The 19614-nt window shown below is 60.4% G+C and carries 16 protein-coding genes and 1 tRNA gene; 13 read left to right on the top strand and 4 right to left on the bottom strand.

Features of this window, described 5'->3' with window-relative positions; all coding sequences use genetic code 11:
* Positions 1–221 precede the first annotated feature (221 nt).
* Positions 222–2729 (top strand): serine/threonine-protein kinase, encoded by a 2508-nt coding sequence (locus tag OHL16_RS04115; RefSeq protein ID WP_263365791.1) that lies wholly within the window; start codon positions 222–224, stop codon positions 2727–2729.
* Positions 2730–2944: 215 nt separating this feature from the next.
* Here the strand turns inward: OHL16_RS04115 and OHL16_RS04110 are convergent, their stop codons facing one another.
* Complete coding sequence (locus OHL16_RS04110) at positions 2945–3904, bottom strand: hypothetical protein (protein ID WP_263365790.1); 960 nt, start codon at positions 3902–3904, stop codon at positions 2945–2947.
* 378 nt (positions 3905–4282) lie between these two features.
* On the opposite strand from OHL16_RS04110, the gene eno reads away from it, so the two are divergent.
* From eno to OHL16_RS04085, 5 genes are all read left to right on the top strand, one after another.
* Positions 4283–5575: a phosphopyruvate hydratase gene (gene eno / locus OHL16_RS04105; protein ID WP_263366228.1), complete on the top strand. Its 1293-nt coding sequence runs from the start codon at positions 4283–4285 to the stop codon at positions 5573–5575.
* Positions 5576–5595: 20 nt separating this feature from the next.
* Positions 5596–6627: an L-glyceraldehyde 3-phosphate reductase gene (mgrA, locus tag OHL16_RS04100; protein WP_263365789.1), complete on the top strand. Its 1032-nt coding sequence runs from the start codon at positions 5596–5598 to the stop codon at positions 6625–6627.
* Positions 6624–6773, top strand: a complete 150-nt coding sequence (locus tag OHL16_RS04095) for a hypothetical protein (RefSeq protein WP_317891026.1) — start codon at positions 6624–6626, stop codon at positions 6771–6773. Before mgrA ends, OHL16_RS04095 begins: the two co-directional genes overlap by 4 nt.
* 174 nt (positions 6774–6947) lie before the next feature.
* Positions 6948–7970 carry a phosphogluconate dehydrogenase (NAD(+)-dependent, decarboxylating) gene (gene gnd, locus OHL16_RS04090; protein WP_263365788.1) on the top strand — a complete coding sequence of 341 codons (1023 nt, stop codon included), beginning with the start codon at positions 6948–6950 and terminating at the stop codon, positions 7968–7970.
* Between the two features lie 92 nt (positions 7971–8062).
* Entirely contained in the window at positions 8063–8785 is a 723-nt protein-coding gene (locus OHL16_RS04085) for an SIR2 family NAD-dependent protein deacylase (RefSeq protein WP_263365787.1), read from the top strand.
* Positions 8786–8844: 59 nt separating this feature from the next.
* On the opposite strand, the gene OHL16_RS04080 is transcribed toward OHL16_RS04085, so the two are convergent.
* Positions 8845–9105 (bottom strand): hypothetical protein, encoded by a 261-nt coding sequence (locus OHL16_RS04080; protein WP_263365786.1) that lies wholly within the window; start codon positions 9103–9105, stop codon positions 8845–8847.
* 275 nt (positions 9106–9380) lie between these two features.
* Between OHL16_RS04080 and OHL16_RS04075 the strand changes: the two genes are divergently transcribed.
* The 4 genes from OHL16_RS04075 (at position 9381) to OHL16_RS04060 (ending at position 13358) form a co-directional block, all read left to right on the top strand.
* On the top strand, positions 9381–10220 hold the full coding sequence (locus tag OHL16_RS04075; protein ID WP_263365785.1) for a phosphatase PAP2 family protein: 840 nt from the start codon (positions 9381–9383) through the stop codon (positions 10218–10220).
* A 43-nt stretch (positions 10221–10263) separates the two neighbouring features.
* On the top strand, positions 10264–10725 hold the full coding sequence (locus tag OHL16_RS04070) for a nuclear transport factor 2 family protein (protein ID WP_263365784.1): 462 nt from the start codon (positions 10264–10266) through the stop codon (positions 10723–10725).
* Positions 10726–10866: 141 nt separating this feature from the next.
* The gene (locus OHL16_RS04065; RefSeq protein WP_263365783.1) at positions 10867–12186 is read left to right on the top strand and encodes a spinster family MFS transporter; all 1320 of its coding nucleotides are present in this window, start codon (positions 10867–10869) and stop codon (positions 12184–12186) included.
* On the top strand, positions 12183–13358 hold the full coding sequence (locus OHL16_RS04060) for a glycosyltransferase (protein ID WP_263365782.1): 1176 nt from the start codon (positions 12183–12185) through the stop codon (positions 13356–13358). The genes OHL16_RS04065 and OHL16_RS04060 overlap by 4 nt, the downstream gene beginning before the upstream one ends.
* A gap of 36 nt (positions 13359–13394) precedes the next feature.
* Here the strand turns inward: OHL16_RS04060 and ispG are convergent, their stop codons facing one another.
* Positions 13395–14627 carry a flavodoxin-dependent (E)-4-hydroxy-3-methylbut-2-enyl-diphosphate synthase gene (ispG, locus tag OHL16_RS04055; protein ID WP_263365781.1) on the bottom strand — a complete coding sequence of 411 codons (1233 nt, stop codon included), beginning with the start codon at positions 14625–14627 and terminating at the stop codon, positions 13395–13397.
* Between the two features lie 64 nt (positions 14628–14691).
* On the opposite strand from ispG, the gene OHL16_RS04050 reads away from it, so the two are divergent.
* The 3 genes from OHL16_RS04050 (at position 14692) to OHL16_RS04040 (ending at position 18374) form a co-directional block, all read left to right on the top strand.
* A tRNA-Arg gene (locus tag OHL16_RS04050) sits at positions 14692–14768 on the top strand.
* Between the two features lie 1090 nt (positions 14769–15858).
* A complete protein-coding gene (locus tag OHL16_RS04045) occupies positions 15859–17352 on the top strand; it encodes a DUF3300 domain-containing protein (protein WP_263365780.1) in 1494 nt (497 codons plus the stop codon).
* Between the two features lie 29 nt (positions 17353–17381).
* A complete protein-coding gene (locus tag OHL16_RS04040; RefSeq protein ID WP_263365779.1) occupies positions 17382–18374 on the top strand; it encodes a DUF2950 domain-containing protein in 993 nt (330 codons plus the stop codon).
* A 125-nt stretch (positions 18375–18499) separates the two neighbouring features.
* Here OHL16_RS04040 and OHL16_RS04035 read toward each other — a convergent pair whose 3' ends face one another.
* Positions 18500–19537, bottom strand: coding sequence for an amidohydrolase family protein (locus tag OHL16_RS04035; protein WP_263365778.1), 1038 nt, complete (start codon positions 19535–19537; stop codon positions 18500–18502).
* Between the last annotated feature and the right edge of the window lie 77 nt (positions 19538–19614).

Raw genomic sequence — 19614 nt, 5'->3', positions numbered from 1 at the left:
CTCCAATCAAGTCCACATAGAGCAGCCTTGACGTCCTCGCGTTCGAGCTTGAGACGAAGAGTCCTCTGCCGTCAGCCGACCATTAAGCCCTCCCGATTTCTTTAAGACAACCACTCTCCAACACACTGGCCCTAGCGTTCGCCGTTACATTCATCGCCCTGAGATTCCGCAAATAACCATCCTTAACGTTCCACATACGCGCACCTTGCAATAATGGAAGTATGAAGAGGCGCATCATCAAGCAGTACGAGATCGTCCGCAAGATCGGCACGGGTGGCAGCGGCGTGGTCTATCTGGCCAATGACACCCTCCTCCAGCGCCCTGTCGTGCTCAAGCTCCTCAAACGCGGCAATCTCACCATCGAGCAAATGCGCGCCACGCAGCTCCGCGAGGCCCGGCTCGCCTCCGCCATCGACCACCCCAATGTCTGCGCCATCTACGACGTCGGCGAAGCCCCAGCCGAGTCCGGAGACAGCGAAGAAGCCTACATCGTCATGCAGTACATCCCTGGCAAGTCGCTGGACAAGATGATTTCCGAGGGCCCATCCAGCCTGCAGCTCGTCCTCTCCGCCGGCATTCAGATCGCCGAAGGCCTCTCCGCTGCGCACTCTCTCGGCATCTTCCACCGCGACCTCAAGCCTGCCAACGTCATGCTCACCGACGGCGGCCTTATCAAGATTCTCGACTTCGGTCTCGCCCGCCGTCTCGCCCTCGACCAGACTGACTTCGACCCATCCGGCCCAGCCACCAAGCGCGGCCTTCCGCCTCCCGGTGCCACCTACACGGCTCGCGGAGGCACCATCGCTTACATGGCCCCCGAGCAGTTTGTCACCGGACAGTCCAGCGTTCAGTCCGACATCTTCGCCTTCGGCCTCATCCTCTATGAACTCGCCACAGGCCGCCACCCCTTCCATCGTCCCGACGCGGCCGACTTCCAGTCCATCCGCGCCATCCAGTTCGCCGATCCACCATCCATCCGACAGATCGTTCCCGACCTCCCGGTCGAGCTTGAGAGTGTTATCCTTCGCTGCCTCGAAAAGCAGCCCTCCGCCCGCTTCGCCGCTGCGGCCGACGCCCGCGAGTCCCTCAAGACCATCATGCGCTCCATGCATCTCGACTCCGCGCTGATGCCCGGCGGCGAAGCGCTCCCGCTGCTGCCCACCCAGGGTCGTCTCCCGCTCGACACCCGCGAGGAAGAGAAGCGCACCACCGGCATCCTCTCCATGCTCGCCGAGCGCTTCCGTGAGCCCGGTGCCACCGCCGCCGGGAACCAGAAAAGTATCGTCGTACTCCCGTTCATCAACTTCGGCCCGGCCGACGTTGCCCCGCTCTACGGCTACGCTCTGGCCGACGCTATCGCCGCGCGCCTGGCGCGCATGCCCTCGCTCGTCGTCCGTCCTTCCAGCTCCATTCCAATCGGTGCGCAGCAGCTCGATCCTCTCAGCGTGGGCAAGAAGCTCCTCGTTAACTTCGTTCTGGCTGGAAACTTCCTGCGCTCAGAGCAGGGCTTCGACCTTAACTGGCAGCTCCTCGACGTCCCCAGCCAGAGCGTCCGCACCGGAGGCTCCATCAACGTCGCCTCCTTCGACCTCGTCAGCGTCCAGACTGAAATCTGCAACGAGGTCTTCAGCAGCCTGCAGGGCGTGGGCGATTTGCAGGTCGCCCATGAGAACAGCAATCACCGCGCCTCGTCCCTGGCACCCTCACTTGTCGAAGAACTCTCCGAGGAGTACCTCCAGGCCCGCGCCGTCCTCTCCTCCTTTATGAGCCGCACCGGCAGTCGCGACGACCTCGACCGCTCCCGCCAGCTCTTCGAGTCGGTTACCCGCCAGAACGAGAACTATGCCCCCGCCTGGACCGGCCTCGGCATCGCACACCTCCAGTACACTCGTCACGGACTCGGCGGCCAGATGCACCTGCTTGAGGCGCGCCGCGCCTTCGACAAAGCCCTGCAGCTTGATCCCGGCTCCGTCGAGGCCAATCTCTACCGCGTCTACATGCTTCTCTCGCGCGGCGAAAAAGAGTCGGCCCGCCACGGCATCGAGCACCTCCTTCAGACTGCCGGCAACGACTGGAATGTCCGTCTTGTCGCCGGCATGACCCTTCGCCTCGATGGCATGTACGAGGAGGCTCTTGAACAGTTCAATGCGTCGCTGCGCATGAATCCGTCGGACGCTCCGACGATCTACAACCATCGCGCCCGCGTCTATCAGTACCAGAACCAGCTTGAACTGGCCGCCGACGAGATCGAAAAGGGCCTCACTCTTGAGCCCCGCCAGCCCCTGTTGCGAATCTCCCTCGGCTACCAGCAGATGCGCGCTGGCGAGCCTGCCGCTGCCATCCAGACGCTCGAAAACGTTATTCGCGACGAGAAGTCCCTGCGGATCGTCTTCCCAACCATCGCACTCTGCTACGTTCAGCTCGGCGAGCGCGAAAAGGCTGCCACCTTCATCATCGATGAGACACTTGCTGCAGCCGAGGCCGACTCCGAGATGGCATACCGCCTCGCCACCTACTTCGCCCTTGACGGCGACGAGTCAGAGGCCCTCCACTGGCTCCGCCGCGCCATCTATCTCGGCAATGAGAACTACCCCTGGTTCTCAAAGAACCCTAACTGGCGCAAGCTCTCCGGCCACACCGATTTCGAACGCATCCTCGAAGATCTGAAGAAGAGCTACCGCCGCAACCAGAAAAACTGGAAGAGGCTTCTTGCTCAGGTCCGCGGCTAGGTAGTATCGACATATCCATGTCATGTAGGTCCATGATTTCTATAGAAAGTGTCATCCTGAGCGAGGTCGAAGGAATCTGCGGTTTGCCCCATGGCACCACAGATTTTCATGACCCCCACTAGGCCCTTAAGTCGATACAGCTTTGATCGCCGCTCGCCGCAAAGCAAAAGGGACGGGCCGAAGCCCATCCCCTCCAAATCGTAATCCGCAATCCCTTACTGGATTGGAGCTGTCTTCAAAGCCGGCCCCGCGCCACCATTCATGGAAACAGCGCCCGTCGTGCTCGCATGCAGCGGAGTCAACTCCATCGGCTCCGTCAAACTGAACACCAGCCGCACATCCTTCTGCAAAGTAGCCTGGTGGTCCGACTTCAGCAACATAACTGTACTCGCTCCTGCGCCCAGGCCAGCGCCAACCAGTGCTCCAACTCCGCCGGCGACCAACATTCCTGCAGCCGCACCGCCACCCGTCGCCAGCGAAACCACAGCCAGCGACTTCTTGGCATGGTTGCGCCGCTTCAGCGTGCCTTCATCGTCCACATTGAAATCGCTGATGCTCGCATCGGTCAGCTGCGCGTGCAGAACGTACTCGGTGCCATCGGGGAGCGTCACATTCCGAGGCTCCAGGTGCAGCGCTGCCGCGCCTGAAATGCTACGTCCACTGCGGACCTCGGTCACCTGCCCATTCAGAATCGAGCCAATCGGGACAATGACGCGCCCATCCTTCTCGAGCGGCTGCATCACCTCGGCAGAGAACTTCGACCCCTGCGTGGTCGTCGCAGTCGAGAGGTCCTGCAGCATACGGACGTGCAGCAGCGTCCCTTCGCGCAGCTCATTTGCTCCCTCCGGCACGCTGGTCACAATCTCCGCATCCGGGTCGAGCGGCTTCGCGGTCGCAGCCGCCTGCGCTGTAGACGCGGCCCCCGGAGCTTTGTACGGCACATACGACCCGTAAACCTCACCGGTCGTCGCTGCCGGCGACTGTGTGGCGGCCGAGGGCTTAGCCGCGGTCAGTGGTCTTCTGCCTGATGCAGCAGGCAGCGGCGGCGTCTGTACGCTGTCGTCGTTCGACGTGATCGCCGCAGCATCCGGGTTCGAAACCCCCGTGCGTGCCGACTGGGCTGCAGCGGGTAACGTGGCGAGAACAAGTGCGGCTGTCGTGATCGATTTCTTCATGGCTACAATCCTCGGGTACAGTCTCTGCGCCTGCGATTGATGGGCAAATCCTTGCATCAATTGAGACGCCTTTCCCTGATTAAAAGGTTAGAATCTCCAAAATATTCCTGCGACAAATTCAGCAGCAGGGAATCGACCCTGCTACTACACGGCGAAGCACTCTCTCCCGCGCCCTGGCTCCCCTGCCGTCCGGACAGGATCCCTTCGCCCTTTGCTAGAATCCAAAAGGTGAAATCCTCCGGTGAACCTCTGGTGCAGTCCATCGTTGCCTCGGGAGGCCGGTCTGTTCCTGTCGACCGCCGCCCTAAGCTCAACGAACGCCTCATGCACCGCGTCGTCGCATCACGTTCCGTCTCAACACCAGAAAACAGGAGCAACATGACCGAGATCGTCTCTATCCACGCGCGCGAAATCCTCGACTCTCGCGGAAACCCCACCGTCGAAGCCGACGTCGTCCTCGAAGGAGGAGCACGCGGCCGCGCCGCCGTTCCCAGCGGGGCCTCGACCGGCGAGCACGAGGCCGTCGAACTCCGTGATGGAGACAAGTCCCACTACCTCGGCAAGGGCGTGCTCAACGCCGTGGAGAACGTCGAGTCCATCCTCGCGCCCGAACTCACGGGCATGGACGCCGCCAACCAGCGCCTCATCGACGCCACCATGATCTCGCTCGATGGCACCGAGAACAAGGGCAAGATCGGAGCCAACGCCATTCTCGCCGTCTCCATGGCCGTCGCCCGCGCCTCTGCGGAGGCCCTCAAGCTCCCGCTGTACCGTTATCTCGGCGGCGTCAACGCCCGCGTTCTACCCACGCCCATGATGAACATCATCAACGGCGGCTCCCACGCCGACTCCAACGTCGACTTCCAGGAGTTCATGGTCATGCCCGTCGGCGCGGAGAGCTTCTCGGATGCATTGCGCTGGGGAACTGAAACCTTCCACACGCTGAAAGGCGTTCTGAAGAAGAAGGGCTACTCGACCGCCGTGGGCGACGAAGGCGGCTTTGCTCCTAACCTCAAGTCCAATGCCGAGGCCATCGAGCTCATTCTCGAAGCAATTGAGCTGGCCGGCTACAAAGCAGGCGAGGACATCTCCATCGCCCTCGACCCCGCCTCCAGCGAGTTTTTCAACAAGGAGACCGGCAAGTACGTCTTCAAGAAGTCCGACAAGTCCGAGAAGACCTCCGCCGAGATGGTCGCCTTCTGGGACTCCTGGGTCCGCCAGTACCCCATCGTCAGCATCGAAGACGGCCTCGACGAAGACGATTGGGACGGCTGGAAGCTCCTCACCAGGCAGATCGGCGACTTCGTCCAGCTCGTCGGCGACGATCTCTTCGTCACCAACACTGAGCGACTTCAGCGGGGAATCGACGAGAACGTCGGCAACTCCATCCTGATCAAGGTCAACCAGATCGGTACGATTTCTGAGACCCTCGACGCAATCGAACTCGCCCGCCGCTATGGCTACACGTCGATCATCAGCCATCGTTCCGGCGAGACTGAGGACACCTTCATCGCCGATCTCGCGGTAGGCACCAACGCCGGCCAGATCAAGACCGGCTCGGCCTCCCGCACCGACCGGATCGCCAAGTACAACCAGCTCCTGCGCATTGAAGAAGAGCTTGGTCAGTCCGCCGAATTCTTCGGCATCGAATCCGTCAACTTCGGCGAGTAGCCGCTGGAAGCCTGCCACCGATGACCTACATAGCCGACGCCAAACGATACATCGATGCGCCATTTCGGCGGTGTGGACGATCAGGGATCGTCCTGCCGCCGATATCCCTCGGCCTCTGGCAGAACTTCGGCGGCGCCGACGTCTTCGAGACCGCCCGCGCCATGGTCTGCCGCGCCTTCGACCGTGGCGTCACCCACTTCGACCTCGCCAACAACTACGGTCCACCGTACGGCTCAGCCGAAGAGAACTTCGGCCAAATCCTGCGCAAGGACCTGCGTCCCTACCGCAACGAGCTCATCGTCTCCACTAAGGCAGGGTGGGACATGTGGCCCGGCCCCTACGGTATCGGAGGATCGCGCAAGTACCTCCTCGCCTCGCTCGACGACAGCCTCCGGCGCATGGGCCTCGACTATGTCGACATCTTCTACTCCCACCGTCCCTCGATGGATGTCCCGCTCGAAGAGACCATGGGAGCGCTCGCGCAAGCCGTGCGCCAGGGAAAGGCCCTGTACGTCGGCATCTCCTCCTACAGTCCCGAACGCACCAGGCAAGCCGCCGAGATCCTGCGCAGCGAAGGCGTGCCTCTGCTCATCCATCAGCCGTCCTACTCGCTGCTCAACCGCTGGATCGAAAAAGACCTCCTCGCCACACTAGAAGAACTCGGCGCGGGCTGTATCGCATTCTCTCCGCTCGCCCAGGGGCTCCTCACCGACAGATACCTCAAAGGCGTGCCGCAGGACTCACGCGCCGCCGTCGGAGGCTCCTTCCTGAAGTCCTTCCTCAACGAGCAGAATCTCGACCGCGTTCGCGGACTCAATGAAATCGCCCGCGGCCGCGGACAGACACTGGCCCAGATGGCCATCGCATGGGTGCTGAGAGACGCGCGCGTTACCTCGGCGCTCATCGGCGCGCGCAACGTCGAGCAGCTCGACAACTCGCTCGCTTCCGTTACGAAGCTCCAGTTCACCAGCGACGAGTTGAACGCGATCGACCGCTACGCCCTCGAAGCTGGAATCGATCTCTGGAAGGAAGCCCGCGAAGGAACGGGGTGAGCGCGCTAACGCCGGCCAGATCAAGACCGGCTCGGCCCCCCCGCACCGACCGCATCGCCAAGTACAACCAGCTCCTCCGCATCGAAGAAGATCTGAGCCAGTCCGCCGAGTTTCTCGGCATCGAGTCCATCAACTTCGGCGAGTAGTCACGACCGGTGCCCTACGATCACTCAGCCCGCGGAGGGAGTGATCGTGGGGGAACTCAGTCCTGCCACTCAGCACGCCTCCCGTTTTTTACAATTTCTGACTCCGCCGCTACCTCCGAAACATCCGAATCGGCATCAAACCCAGCAAACCCAGACTTTCCAAAGGAGTGGTCTATGCAGCTAGGAATGATAGGTCTCGGCAGAATGGGCGCCAACATGGTACGCCGTCTCGCAGCCCACGGTCACGAGTGCGTCGTCTACGACCGCTCCAAGCAGGCCGTCGCAGATCTCGCCAAAGAGAAGGGAGTCACCGGCGCATCCTCCATCGAGGACACGATCGGCAAACTCGCCCCCCCACGCCCCATCTGGCTCATGATCCCCGCCGGCGTGGTCGAGCAGACGATCGCGCAGATCGCCCCCCGCCTCCAGTCGGACGACATCCTCGTCGACGGCGGCAACTCCTATTACATCGATGACATTCGCCGCGCCAAAGACCTCGCTGACAAAGGCATCCACTACGTCGACGTAGGCACCAGCGGCGGCGTCTGGGGACTCGAGCGCGGCTACTGCATGATGATCGGCGGCCCTGACACTGCCGTCCAGCGCCTCGACCCAATCTTCAAAGCCATCGCGCCCGGCGTCGGAGACATTCCTCGAACCCCCGGCTGGGACAAACTCGGCAGCACCGCAGAGCAGGGCTATCTCCACTGCGGCGCAAGCGGAGCCGGACACTTCGTCAAGATGGTGCACAACGGAATCGAGTACGGCATGATGGCCGCCTACGCCGAAGGCCTGGGCGTCCTCAAAGGCGCCAACATCGGCAAGCACACCGCCGAAATCGACGCCGAAACCACCCCTCTGCGCGACCCCGAGCACTACCAGTACGACTTCAACCTCCCCGCCGTCGCCGAAGTCTGGCGTCGCGGTTCCGTCATCGCCTCGTGGCTGCTTGACCTCACCGCGTCCGCACTCGTCGAAGACGGCGAGCTCTCCAAATTCAGCGGCCGCGTCTCCGACTCCGGTGAAGGCCGCTGGACCGTCAGAGCGGGAATCGACGAAGGCGTACCCACTCCCGTCCTTACGACCGCACTCTACGAGCGCTTCAGCTCGCGCGGCGACGCCGATTTCTCCAACAAACTTCTCTCTGCCATGCGCTACGAGTTTGGCGGCCACCTGGAAAAGCCTGCCGCGAAATAGGTTGCATCAAGACGAGAAGGTTTTGCGGGAACACGGTGTGGCACTGCAGCCCGTCTGTTCGCAGACTGGCTGCACTCATCTCAACTTTCATCATGCGTCTTACTCCCCACGACCGCCTCTTCGTCCTCACCGGAGCCGGCATCTCCGCCGAGAGCGGCCTCGCCACCTTTCGCGGATCCGGAGGCCTTTGGAACGGCTACCGCGTTGAAGAGGTCGCTACGCCCGAGGCCTGGCAGGCCGACCCTTTACTCGTCTGGCGCTTCTATTCCATGCGCCGCCGCGACGCTCTCGCCGTTGTACCGAACGCCGCCCACATGGCCCTCGCCCACATCGAGCAGGAGCTAGGCGACCGCTTTTATCTCTGCACCCAGAACGTCGACGATCTCCACGAGCGCGCCAGCTCTTGCCGGATTCACCATATGCACGGAAGCCTGTTCCAGTCACGATGCATCCGCTGCAACCTGCCCTTCGCCGACCACTCCCTCTACGAGACCGCCGCAACCCTGCCGAAATGCAAAGCCTGTGGCTTACCCGTCCGACCGCACATCGTCTGGTTTGGTGAGATCCCATTGGACATGGACGCTATCTACAGTGAACTCGACCGCGCCACCGTCCTTCTCGTCGTCGGCACCTCAGGCTCCGTCTATCCCGCCGCGGGCTTCGTCCACATTGCCCGGCAGCGCGGCATCCGAACCATCTACATCGGCCCTGAAGAGCCACTTAACGCCGAAGCCTTTGACGAAGTAATCCTCGGGACAGCCACCGAAGCGCTCCCCCCAATCAGCACACGGATCATTCCCACCGGGCGGCCATGAGCATCACGGAGCCACGCACGCACATCGCATCCATCTCTGCCATCGTTCGACACCGCCGCTCAGGCCGCAGCCAGTTCCCGCTCGATCGCAGTCTTGACCGGTTTTGCCGGCGGGAAGTTCTTCCACTCGCCCATGCAGCGGCTCAAAAGCGCCGCTGCGCATCCTTCTCCGCAAAGAACGACGATCTCCTCGTTGCGAGCCAATGCAGCGTCCCAGGGCATGAACTCAATCCCGAAAGGCGTCACTCTGGCCAACACCCAATGATTGCTTGTCTTCTTCTGCACCCCGCACACACACGTAAAGAGGGAAGTCGCCGCCATATTTTCTCCTTTTTTACCGCTCGCGATGTCGCCGGCATTGTGTGCTACGTCTTGCATAGTAGCAAGCAGCGTGCCAATCTCGAGGGAAATCTGTAAATACCATTCATTTCAATACCGTCCTCCTCGATGCCGGCCCCCTCTCTGCATCGGAAACACTCCCATAGCACTGAAAGTGGAAATGGTTTTCCTATCAGGTGCACTAACATACACCTCCACATTTGGCCTTGCGTCCAGCCGCTCGAACCGGTAAACGAATCATTGGAGACGACTCGACGATGCGAGCTTCCGAGTGGATGCAGACCGCCTTTCCAGCGTTGCTCGCCCTGGCTGCTTGGACCACCAGCCTCACTCCGCGCCTGCTCCCCCGGCGAAACCAGTGGATCGTCACCGCCCTCGCCGCTGCTGCCATCCTGACCGTGGCCCTTGCCCGTCACATCGCTACCGTCCTGCCCGCCGACGACGCTTCGATCCTGCGCGACTGGCTCACCGTTGCACTCTTCCTCGTGCCGTACTGGCAGACTGGCCAGTTCTTCCTCGGGCCAAACCCCAAAATTCAAGATCGCCTTCTCGCCTTCGACTGGTGGCTGTTGCCCGGAATCGCCGCCAAATCAGGCACAGAACGAACCCCGATCGGTTTCTTCCTCGAGATGGCCTACCTCTCCTGCTACCCCCTCGTGCCGCTAGGCCTGCTAGCCGTCTACGCCGCCGGCCTCCGCAGCCAGGTCGCAGGCTTCTGGCTCGTCGTTCTGGTCTCGACCTACCTCTGCTACGCCGTCACCCCTTTCGTGCCCGCCTACCCCCCGCGCACGCTCATCGATCCAGCCGCCACCACAACCCCGTCAGACAGCGCCAACAAAGGACGAGTCTTCAACCGCTGGATTCTCAAGCACGGCAGCATCCACGCCATCTCCTTCCCCAGCGCGCACGTAGCCTCGGCCTTTGCCATCGCGTTATTTCTGCTTCGCTACTCGCCGCCCTTCGGCATCATCTTTCTGGCCATAGCGATCTCAATCTCGCTTGGCGCCATCATCGGCCGGTACCACTACGCTCTGGACGTTCTCCTCGGAGCCGCCACTGCGCTGACTGTCTTCCTGGCCAGCTTCAGATACACATAGAGTAGAAACAGGTATTCAAGAACAGAGCTGGAGAACAATCATCATGAAACGGAAGTGGAACAGCGTCACAATCATCGCGGCCTTGCTCGGGGCAACTCTTAGCACCGCGAAGGTATCTGCCCAGCAGCAAAAGGACGCGCAATTACTGCGTGTGCGTGAAGCCGTCTGGCGCTCATGGTTCGCAGACGACACCAAGACCCTCGAAAAACTAGTGCCGCCCGGAACCATCGTCATCAGTGCTGGTGACAAGGAGTGGAAGAACCAGGCTGAAGTCTTTCGTGCTGCCGCTGAATTTCACGCCAAGGGAGGAAAGCTCATCCGGCTCGAATTCCCCCGCACCGAAGTTCAGCACTTCGGAGATGTCGCGATCATCTACAGCAAATATCTCGTAGAGACTGAGCAGGAGGGCAAGCGCTCAGCCATCTCCGGGCGAGCCACCGAAGTCTTCGTGCTGCGCAACGGCCAGTGGACAAATCCCGGCTGGCACACCGACGCGGAAAAATGATCCAAGCCAATGCTCGGATGCCCATCCTTCGCAGTCGTATCGCGAAGGGTGGGATCGCAAACCCGCCAGACTCACCAAGTCCACTCGCGTCCTGACTTGTAATCGCACGCAACGCCATCCACTGCTATCCTTTCCCCACAGATGTCCTCCGCGGCCAAACCCACCCGCAGTCCCTCCGTCGCCGGAGCCACCACCGCCCTCATCCTTCTTACCGCCCTCAACTTCGTCAACTACATCGACCGCTACATCCTTCCCGGCGTACAGGAGCAGATCAAAGGCGAGTTCCGCCTCTCCGACCAGCAGATCGGCTCACTCACCCTCTGGTTCATGGTCGCCTACATGGCCACCTCGCCCATCACCGGTTGGCTGGGCGACCGATTCCCGCGCAAGCCCATGATCGTCATCGCCGCGCTCTTCTGGAGCGGCATCAACTTCTTCACCGCCTCGGTCCACTCCTACGACTCGCTCAACCTGCGCCACGCCGCCCTCGGCATCGGCGAAGCCAGCTTCGGAGTCTTCGCCCCAGCGCTGCTCGCCGACTTCTACCCCAAAGATCAGCGCAACCGTGTCCTCACCATCTTTAATGTCGCCATCCCCGTAGGAGCTGCGCTCGGCTACCTCGTAGGAGGCACCGTCGGGGAACACCATGGTTGGCGCATGTCCTTCATCGTCTCCGCCATCCCCGGAGTCATCCTCGCGCTGCTAATCCTCTTCTTCATGAAGGAGCCCGCTCGTGGAGACAAAGGTCACGATGAACTAAGAAGTAACGCACGCGCTGAAGCGGAGGCGTATTCCGGACCGCTACTACGTTGGATTGTTTACGTCCTGGCTTATCTAAAACAGCTGAAGATTAATCTCGGTAAGCCCGCATACCTGGCCTCCATCCTCGGCTACGCGGCCGTCACATTCTCGCTCGGAGGAATCTCCTGGTGGATGCCGTCCTTCCTCCAGCGCGTAGGCGGCCGTTCACAATCCAACGCCGCCTTCCTCATGGGAGCCATCACCGTGGTCACCGGCCTGCTCGGCACCGTCACCGGAGGCGTCATCGCCCAGCGCTGGTCACGAAAGACGTCGAAAGCCCTTTACCTCGTCCCAGCCATCAGCGCCGCCCTCGCCGTCCCACCCGCCTTGGTCTGCTTCTTCGGCCCGAAGTCTCTGACCATCCCCTCACTTGCTCTTGCCGTCTTCCTCATCTTCCTTGGCACGGGCCCCGTGAACGCCGCCACTGTAAACGCGGTTCGTCCTGAGATCCGCGCGACAGCCCTCGCCGGTCAGCTCTTCATCATCCACGCCCTCGGCGACGCCATCTCGCCCCGCATCATCGGAGTCGTCAGCGACCGCTCCACCCTCAACCTCGGCCTCGGCTCCACGCTAATCACCCTCGTGCTCGCCGCCATCATATTCTCCCTCGGCTCCCGCTACGCGCCGCCGCTCCACGCGGAAGAGCCGGTCGCAGCATGACCGCCCTCAAACTCCTCGCCTGGCTCATCTCTCTAGCCTGGTTCTGGAAGGCGATCACTGCGGCTCGCGGCCTTCGCCGCATTCCCAACCTCCTCGACCCGCAGTTCGACCTCGCCCCAACCGGCAATCCTTCCATCACGGTCATCGTCCCCGCAAGGAACGAGGCTGAAGCACTCCCTGCAAGCCTGACCTCACTCCTCCAACAGGACTACCCCAACCTGCACATCCTCGCCGTAGACGACCGCTCCACCGACGCCACCGCCGTCATCATCGACACTCTCGCCGCCCAGCACTCCGACAAGCTCACGGCCCTCCACATCACCGAACTCCCCGCCGGCTGGCTCGGCAAGACCCACGCCATGGCCCTCGCCGCGCGCCATGCCATCGCCATTCACCAGCCCGCCTACCTCCTCTTCACCGACGCCGACATCCTCTTTGAGCCGCAGGCCATCCGAAGATCGTTAGTTCAGGCGGTGGCCACACAGGCTGACCACTTCGTCACCTTCCCCACGCCCATCCTCAAAACCGCAGGCGAGGGAATGTTGCTAGGCTACCTCGGAGTCATGGGCCTCTGGGCCACGCGTCCCTGGCTTGCCTCCGACCCCAAAGCCCAGCGCGACTCCATCGGCATTGGAGCCTTCAACCTGCTCCGCACGCCCGCCTATCAACAGCTAGGCGGCTTCGACGATCTTCGCATGGAGATCCTCGAAGACCTCTTCCTCGCCCGCCGCGTCAAACTCGCCGGCCTTCGCCAGCGAGTCGCCATTGCTCCTGGAATGGTAAGCGTCCACTGGGCCTCTGGCGCCCTCGGTGTCGTCAATGTCATGACGAAGAATCTCTTCGCTGTCTTTCGCTTCCGAATCACGCTCGTCCTGCTCGCCGTCCTCTGGCTCACACTCTTTTGCATCGGACCGATAGCCTTTCTGGCGCTGCCACAAACCCGCATAGCGGCCATCATCGCCCTGGCCTCCATCGCGACGCTCTACGTCGTCTCGAGCCGCCACTCCCGCATCTCGCCCTGGTATGCCGCGCTCTTTCCCGCCGGAGCCACACTCTTCCTTTACTCGCTCCTCCGCTCCGCGGTCAAAACGGTGCGAGATGGAGGAGTCACATGGCGAGGAACTTTCTACTCGCTTGCCGAGCTCCGCAAAAACATGACGCCTCTCCGTTAGGAGAGGCGTCATTGAATCCATTCATTCACAGCAGGACTAAGCTTCGACCAGCACCCGCCCATACCGCTTCTCGACGTACTCGTTCAGAATCTCCTGAAACTCCTCGACGATCCTGTCACCCTTCAGCGTCGTGTAGAGCTTGCCGTCCACATACACCGGAGCCTTCGGTTCCTCAAACGTCCCCGGCAGCGAGATCCCGATATTCGCGTGCTTCGACTCGCCCGGCCCATTCACGATGCAACCCATCACCGCGAGCTTCAGCTCTTCAACTCCCGGATAATGCTTCTTCCACTCCGGCATCTGTTCGACGAGATAGCCCTGAATCCGCTCCGCCAACTCCTGGAAGTAGGTCGAGGTCGTACGCCCGCAGCCGGGACAACTCGTCACCTGCGGCATGAAGCTGCGAATCCCCAGCGACTGCAGAATCTGCTGCCCGCAGCGGACCTCCTCCGAGCGGTCGCCTCCCGGAGTCGGCGTCAGGCTCACGCGGATCGTGTCGCCAATTCCCGAGAGCAACAGGGGAGCCAGACCTGAAGCCGAGGCCACGATGCCCTTCATTCCCATGCCGGCCTCAGTCAGGCCAAGGTGCAGCGCATAGTCGCAACGCCGCGCCAGCTCAGTGTAGACATCAATCAGATCCCGAACCCCGGAGACCTTCGCGCTCAGCACAATCTGGTCGCGCCGCAGTCCATACCGCTCCGCAGCCGCCGCGTTGTCGAGCGCGGAGACCACCATCGCCTCCATCATCACGTCGCGCGCAGGCTTCGGATCGGCGGCCTTCGAATTCTCATCCATCATTTTGGTCAGCAGTGCCTGGTCGAGCGAACCCCAGTTCACTCCAATCCGCACCGGCTTCTGGTGCTTCACCGCAACCTCGACCATCGTCCGGAAGTTGTCATCGTCCTTGCGCCCGATCGACACATTGCCCGGATTGATCCTGTACTTCGCCAGCGCCTTCGCCGTATCGGGATATTTGCTGAGCAACAGATGCCCGTTGTAGTGGAAGTCCCCGATGATCGGCGTCTTCCACCCCTTCTTTGCGATCCCTTCCACAATGTAGGGAACCGCTTTGGCTGCGTCGTCGTTGTTGACGGTTACGCGAACCATCTCCGACCCGGCGCGCGCCAGCGCCGCAATCTGCTGGACCGTGCTTTCGACATCCGCCGTGTCGGTGTTGGTCATGGACTGCACCACAACCGGTGCATCCGAACCCACGTGAACCCCGCCAATGTTGACCGTTACCGCACGACGACGCTGTATCTCAGGCATAAACTCTCCACCCTCAAGTTTACCATCCGGCCGTCGGTAAGCCTCGCGATACACTAACGTAGAAGGCCCGGTAGCTCAGTTGCATAGAGCAGCGCACTCCTAACGCGAAGGTCGCAGGTTGGACTCCTGCCCGGGCCACCATAAGCCACAAATCTACATAGCTCGGTATCCGTCAGGACTCCTGCCCGGGCCACCAAGAAATGCCAGCATAAACATTTGAGCATCTATAGCATTTGGCTGGTTTAGGGTGAACTGACCAAATGGCACCCTCGATAACGTCGGATTGCAGGTTCGGGCGAACAGGGAGTACTATGCAGGCCGAGCTACTCTCCTCTACTGATTATGTCTGCAAGAAGCAGACCCTCCTCCGACTGAACCCACTTCGAAGAAAGAGAAAGGAGAGCTTACGGGCTAACAACGGCGTCTTCTACCCGGCCAAGCGTACGGGCTTATCTTCTGTTTCTGTTCAACTCAACTAAGAGGGTAAAAATCATGGCCAGCGAAAATCTCGATGGACCAGCGCAACGGCGGATCGGGCTGAGAACAATGCCTTTTTCCCTTCGCCCTATTCTCTAAGCCATACACATCGCCTCAATCCAATTTGAGTGGAGCGGACTACCCGAACCCATCCCGTGAAGGTGTTCCCCCCCTACACGATGTCCAGTTATCCGCTACGTCGGTTATTCAGGCAAATAGGACACACGGGACATTCGCTGAAAGTCCATGATGCCCGCTCAAGCAAATAAAGGAACTTGGGACGATCCTGCCGCTAAGGGCAAAGGACTGGCGTCGCTGATCTTTCAGCACTCGTTAGCGATCTCATTGCAAAAGACTGACAAGATCACTGCATACGGCAATTACTTCAGTCCCAAATGATTTGGCAATCTGAACAGCGAAAGGTACCGACACCACCAGATGCGCCATTGATCAGAACTTGCTGGCTGCACCGGCCCTGACCTAATCCCGAAGACCCTGAAGGGCACTGATTGCCGCCACAAACACTGCTGCTGCCTCTGCGAAGGATAGGCTGGCCGGCATTGGCGTAAGGAGCCCTGAAATGTAAGGGTTTTCCCTAGTATCGATTCTCTTCGTCATGAGGTAGACTCCCTCACGATCACAAACTTGCGATTCCGGGAGGAGCGGAAACGCGACGCGAGCCAGGCGGAAGGTGGACACGCTCTGGGGGTCTCAAGGGATTCCCGGAAGAGTGGAAGACGGAGGGAAGTTTCCCATGAATCCGAAGCCAGAAACATTCGCAGCAGGACTTCGACGTTTGATGGCAGTCCTCTGCGTCATCGTTATCGTGCCAGGTGACGCAGTGGCGAGGTTGCAGTCCCCCCCTCCGCAGAAAGCGGCGTCGACGACATCGCCGGCCCCGGCTACTAAGATTCCTCCGGACCAATTGGATGCACTTGTCGCACCGATTGCTCTCTTTCCAGATCCGATGTTGGCCCAAACCCTTGCCGCCTCCACGTATCCGCTTGAGATTATTCAACTCCAACAGTGGCTTGCGAAGAATCCGGGGCTGAAAGATAAAGCCCTTGCTGATGCTGTGGCCAAGCAGACCTGGGACCCAAGCATTCAGGCCTTGGCTGGACTGCCCGACTTAGTCAAGCGCCTTGGAGACGATATCCAGTGGACAACTGATCTCGGCAACGCGTTTCTGGCGCAGCAAAACGATGTGATGGATGCCGTCCAGCGCATGCGTAAGAAGGCCGAGGGTACTGGCAATTTGAAGTCGACTGAACAGCAAAAAGTAGAGACCAAGGTTATCGAAAACAAGAGCACGATCATCATCGAACAGGCGAATCCTCAAGTGGTGTACGTGCCTTCTTACGATCCAGTCGTGGTGTATGGACCACCGGTGTACCCCTATCCTCCTATTTACTACCCGCCTCCGGGATACTATGCGGCTGGGTTGGCGATCTCTTTCGGCGTCGGCGTTGCCATGGGCGCAATGTGGGGCGGCGGTTGGGGGTGGGGCTGCGGATGGGGCGGCAACAATGACATCACTATCAACAACAACAATAATTTCAACCGCAACACCAACGTTGGCGGCGGCAACCGAGCTTCCCAACTACCAGCTCGCGGTGGTGCTGGAGGCGTCGGAGGTGTAGGGGGTGCGGGTGGCGTCGGCGGTGTTGGTGGTGCTGGCCGTCCCGGTGGCGTCGGCGGGGCCGGTGGTGCCGGTGGCGTCGGCGGTGTTGGCGGCGTTGGTGGTGCAGGCCGTCCGTCGCAACTACCTTCCGGCGGCAATACCTGGCAGCACAACCCACAACATCGCGGCGGCGCGCCATACGGAGATCGCACAACAGCGGACCGTTTTGGCGGTTCGGCTCGCGGGGACTCGCTTGCCAATCGTCAGGCTAGCGCGAGGCAACAGGTTGGCCGTCAGGGAGGCAATCTTGCCAGTGCCAATCGCGGCGGACAAGGTCTCGGTGGCGGCAATCGCGCCGGTGGAGCAGGTGTAGGTGACCGTGGAGGCCCTGGTGGAGGCAATCGCGCGGGAGGAGCTGGTTTCGGCGACCGGGGGACAGGAGGCGGCGGAGCGGATCGTATGGGAAGCCGCGATCTCTCGCGCAGCAGCGGCGGAAACCGCTCCTCCTTCGACGGTGGTTCCAGAGGATTCAGCGGATCTAGCGCGCGCGCGAGCAGCAGCCGTGGCGGCTCCAGTATGGGATCTCGCGGCGGCGGCGGTGGTCGTGGTGGCGGGCGGCGGAGGTAAGCATGAAGGCCGATGATAGGAGCGCTGAGATGAAATCAACATCTACGAATGGAAAACTCCCCCGACCTGGCTTGGTTGTCGGCATCGTGGTCTCGGCATGTCTCTCCATGCCTGTCTCTTTTGCGGCTCAGCAGACCCCTGCCAAGACCACTCCGACTGCTGCCACCGGCGTTCCTGCGGGAGTGAAAACCTTTGACACCCCGCAGCAGGCTGCCGATGCTCTGGTCGGCGCCGCGGGGCAGTTCGATGAGGCTGCGCTCGCTCAGATCTTTGGCCCCGATGGAGAAGACATCGTTTTCACCGGAGAAATCGCGCAGGACCGCCAGCGTGCCGCCGATTTCGCCGAGGAAGCCCACGAAAAAAAGAGCGTCTCTGTGGACCCAAAGAACGGGCAACGAGCATTTCTTCTCGTGGGCAAAGAGGACTGGCCATTTCCTGTACCGATTGCGAAGAAAGGCAGCAAATGGTTCTTCGATAGCAAGGCGGGCAGGCAGGAACTTCTGAACCGTCGCATCGGCGATAATGAGCTCGACGCCATTGAAATCTGTCACGGCTACGTGGAGGCGCAGGACGAATACGCCCTCCAAAAGCGCGAAGGGTACGACGTGAATCAGTATGCGCAGCGTATTATCAGCACCCCCGGCAAACAGGACGGATTAACATGGCGAAACCCCGATGGCACTCCGGGAGGTCCAATAGGTGAAAAAATCGCGGAAGCAATCGCGCAGGGCTACAGCAGCAAAGAGGAGCCTTATCACGGATATTTCTTCAAGGTGCTAAAGGGCCAGGGCCCCGCCGCTCCCTTGGGAGAACTGGACTACGTAATCAAAGGGGCTATGATCGGTGGCTTCGCGCTGGTCGCCGCGCCGGCTGAATATGGCATCACGGGGGTGAAAACCTTCATTGTCAGCAACGATGGCGTCGTCTACGAAAAGGATTTCGGCCCCACCACAATGGACGAATTCAAAAGGATGGAGCGCTTCAATCCGGATAAAACCTGGACTCCAGTGGAAGAAGACTAGAAAAAGGTCAGGAACGATTTGCAGTCGGTGACCAAGAGACTCACTAGGGATTTTCCTGGTTTCGCTCCTTTCGTTGGCTCCACGTAGCTTTCTGTCTATCGGAACGACCGCACAATGGTCCCAAATTACTCGCCGCGAGCATGGGTGTTTTCCCACGCTCGCACTTTGGGTCGCGCTTCGTCGAAAAGACGCGCGAAGTTTCCTTTGCGCACCTTCTCGCTGGCCTCTGGGCTAAGCAGATTCCACAAGGGCTCATACTGGTAGAAGATCTTCAAGTAGCTCTGCTGGCTAGTGGGTGCCACTTCGTCAGTGCCGAATAGAAAGCGATCCGGGAAGCGATTGATTAAATCCGCAGTGATCTTTGTCGCTTCAGGGCTCGCAACAACGTACTTGGCTACCTCGTCCCACGAGATGTCGAAATAGACATTCTTCAACGTGGGATCGCTGAGGATGACCGCAAGATTGGCTGCATGATCTTTTATCGGTCGAACGATGCGTCCCAGACCCGTGTGCGCCCAGATGATCGTCGTGTCAGGGTGCCGCTTCAAAAGAGCTTTCATCTGGTCCAGATACGCCGGCGGCGCGCCTTGCTTCGGGAATGGAACATCCATGTCGTTGTGAATGATAACGACCAGCCCAACCTCCGCAGCGAAGTCGAGAACCTTGTCCAGCGCACGGTTTTGAAGATCCGCTGTCTCTCCTGCAATCTTGGACGAGACAAACTCCTTATGAATCGTGAACTCCCCGATGCCTGAGAACACACCCGGAAACGTTTGAAGCACTCGCCGAATATGATCCGCAGCGTACATATCGGTCGGGTTGAAGCCCGTAATCATCGGTTCAAACCGCGCCTGCTCTTCCTTGGTAAGTGATCGGTATGCCATCGCGATGTACGCATCCGTGAACGAGTAGTAGTAGAGCGGCGAATCGGTCTGCAAGTAGTAGGTGGGAGCAGAGTCACCCGAGTTCGCGTACGACCATTGCTGCTGCAGCGGGATTCCGAACAGTGCAACCCGTCCCACCTTGTTGCCCATGATCCTCACAAAGTCGTGGAGATCTGTGCCCTCCTGAATGTAGTTCGTCAGGTGGAAGTGGGCATCATTAACGTCAGGCTGTTCGGAAGGACGGGACTGTGCGATTACGGGACTGCAACACAGCCCCAAGGACGCACTCAGGCCCAAAGCGAAAGCGAACTGGACTATTCTGTAACGCAAACAGTCAGAAGCGCTTTTCATGGAGG

Origin of the sequence: Edaphobacter bradus, from assembly GCF_025685645.1 — a bacterium.
GTDB lineage: Bacteria > Acidobacteriota > Terriglobia > Terriglobales > Acidobacteriaceae > Edaphobacter > Edaphobacter bradus.
This window is presented reverse-complemented; position numbering and strand designations above follow the sequence as displayed.

Bases quoted from the DNA above. Each gene is read 5' to 3' on its own strand.
- OHL16_RS04045 (WP_263365780.1), top strand. From the start codon at position 15,859: ATGAATCCGAAGCCAGAAACATTCGCAGCAGGACTTCGACGTTTGATG.
- OHL16_RS04040 (WP_263365779.1), top strand. From the start codon at position 17,382: ATGAAATCAACATCTACGAATGGAAAACTCCCCCGACCTGGCTTGGTT.
- OHL16_RS04080 (WP_263365786.1), bottom strand. From the start codon at position 9,105: ATGGCGGCGACTTCCCTCTTTACGTGTGTGTGCGGGGTGCAGAAGAAG.
- OHL16_RS04060 (WP_263365782.1), top strand. From the start codon at position 12,183: ATGACCGCCCTCAAACTCCTCGCCTGGCTCATCTCTCTAGCCTGGTTC.
- OHL16_RS04065 (WP_263365783.1), top strand. From the start codon at position 10,867: ATGTCCTCCGCGGCCAAACCCACCCGCAGTCCCTCCGTCGCCGGAGCC.
- OHL16_RS04115 (WP_263365791.1), top strand. From the start codon at position 222: ATGAAGAGGCGCATCATCAAGCAGTACGAGATCGTCCGCAAGATCGGC.
- mgrA (WP_263365789.1), top strand. From the start codon at position 5,596: ATGACCTACATAGCCGACGCCAAACGATACATCGATGCGCCATTTCGG.
- ispG (WP_263365781.1), bottom strand. From the start codon at position 14,627: ATGCCTGAGATACAGCGTCGTCGTGCGGTAACGGTCAACATTGGCGGG.
- OHL16_RS04110 (WP_263365790.1), bottom strand. From the start codon at position 3,904: ATGAAGAAATCGATCACGACAGCCGCACTTGTTCTCGCCACGTTACCC.
- gnd (WP_263365788.1), top strand. From the start codon at position 6,948: ATGCAGCTAGGAATGATAGGTCTCGGCAGAATGGGCGCCAACATGGTA.
- OHL16_RS04070 (WP_263365784.1), top strand. From the start codon at position 10,264: ATGAAACGGAAGTGGAACAGCGTCACAATCATCGCGGCCTTGCTCGGG.
- eno (WP_263366228.1), top strand. From the start codon at position 4,283: ATGACCGAGATCGTCTCTATCCACGCGCGCGAAATCCTCGACTCTCGC.
- OHL16_RS04075 (WP_263365785.1), top strand. From the start codon at position 9,381: ATGCGAGCTTCCGAGTGGATGCAGACCGCCTTTCCAGCGTTGCTCGCC.
- OHL16_RS04085 (WP_263365787.1), top strand. From the start codon at position 8,063: ATGCGTCTTACTCCCCACGACCGCCTCTTCGTCCTCACCGGAGCCGGC.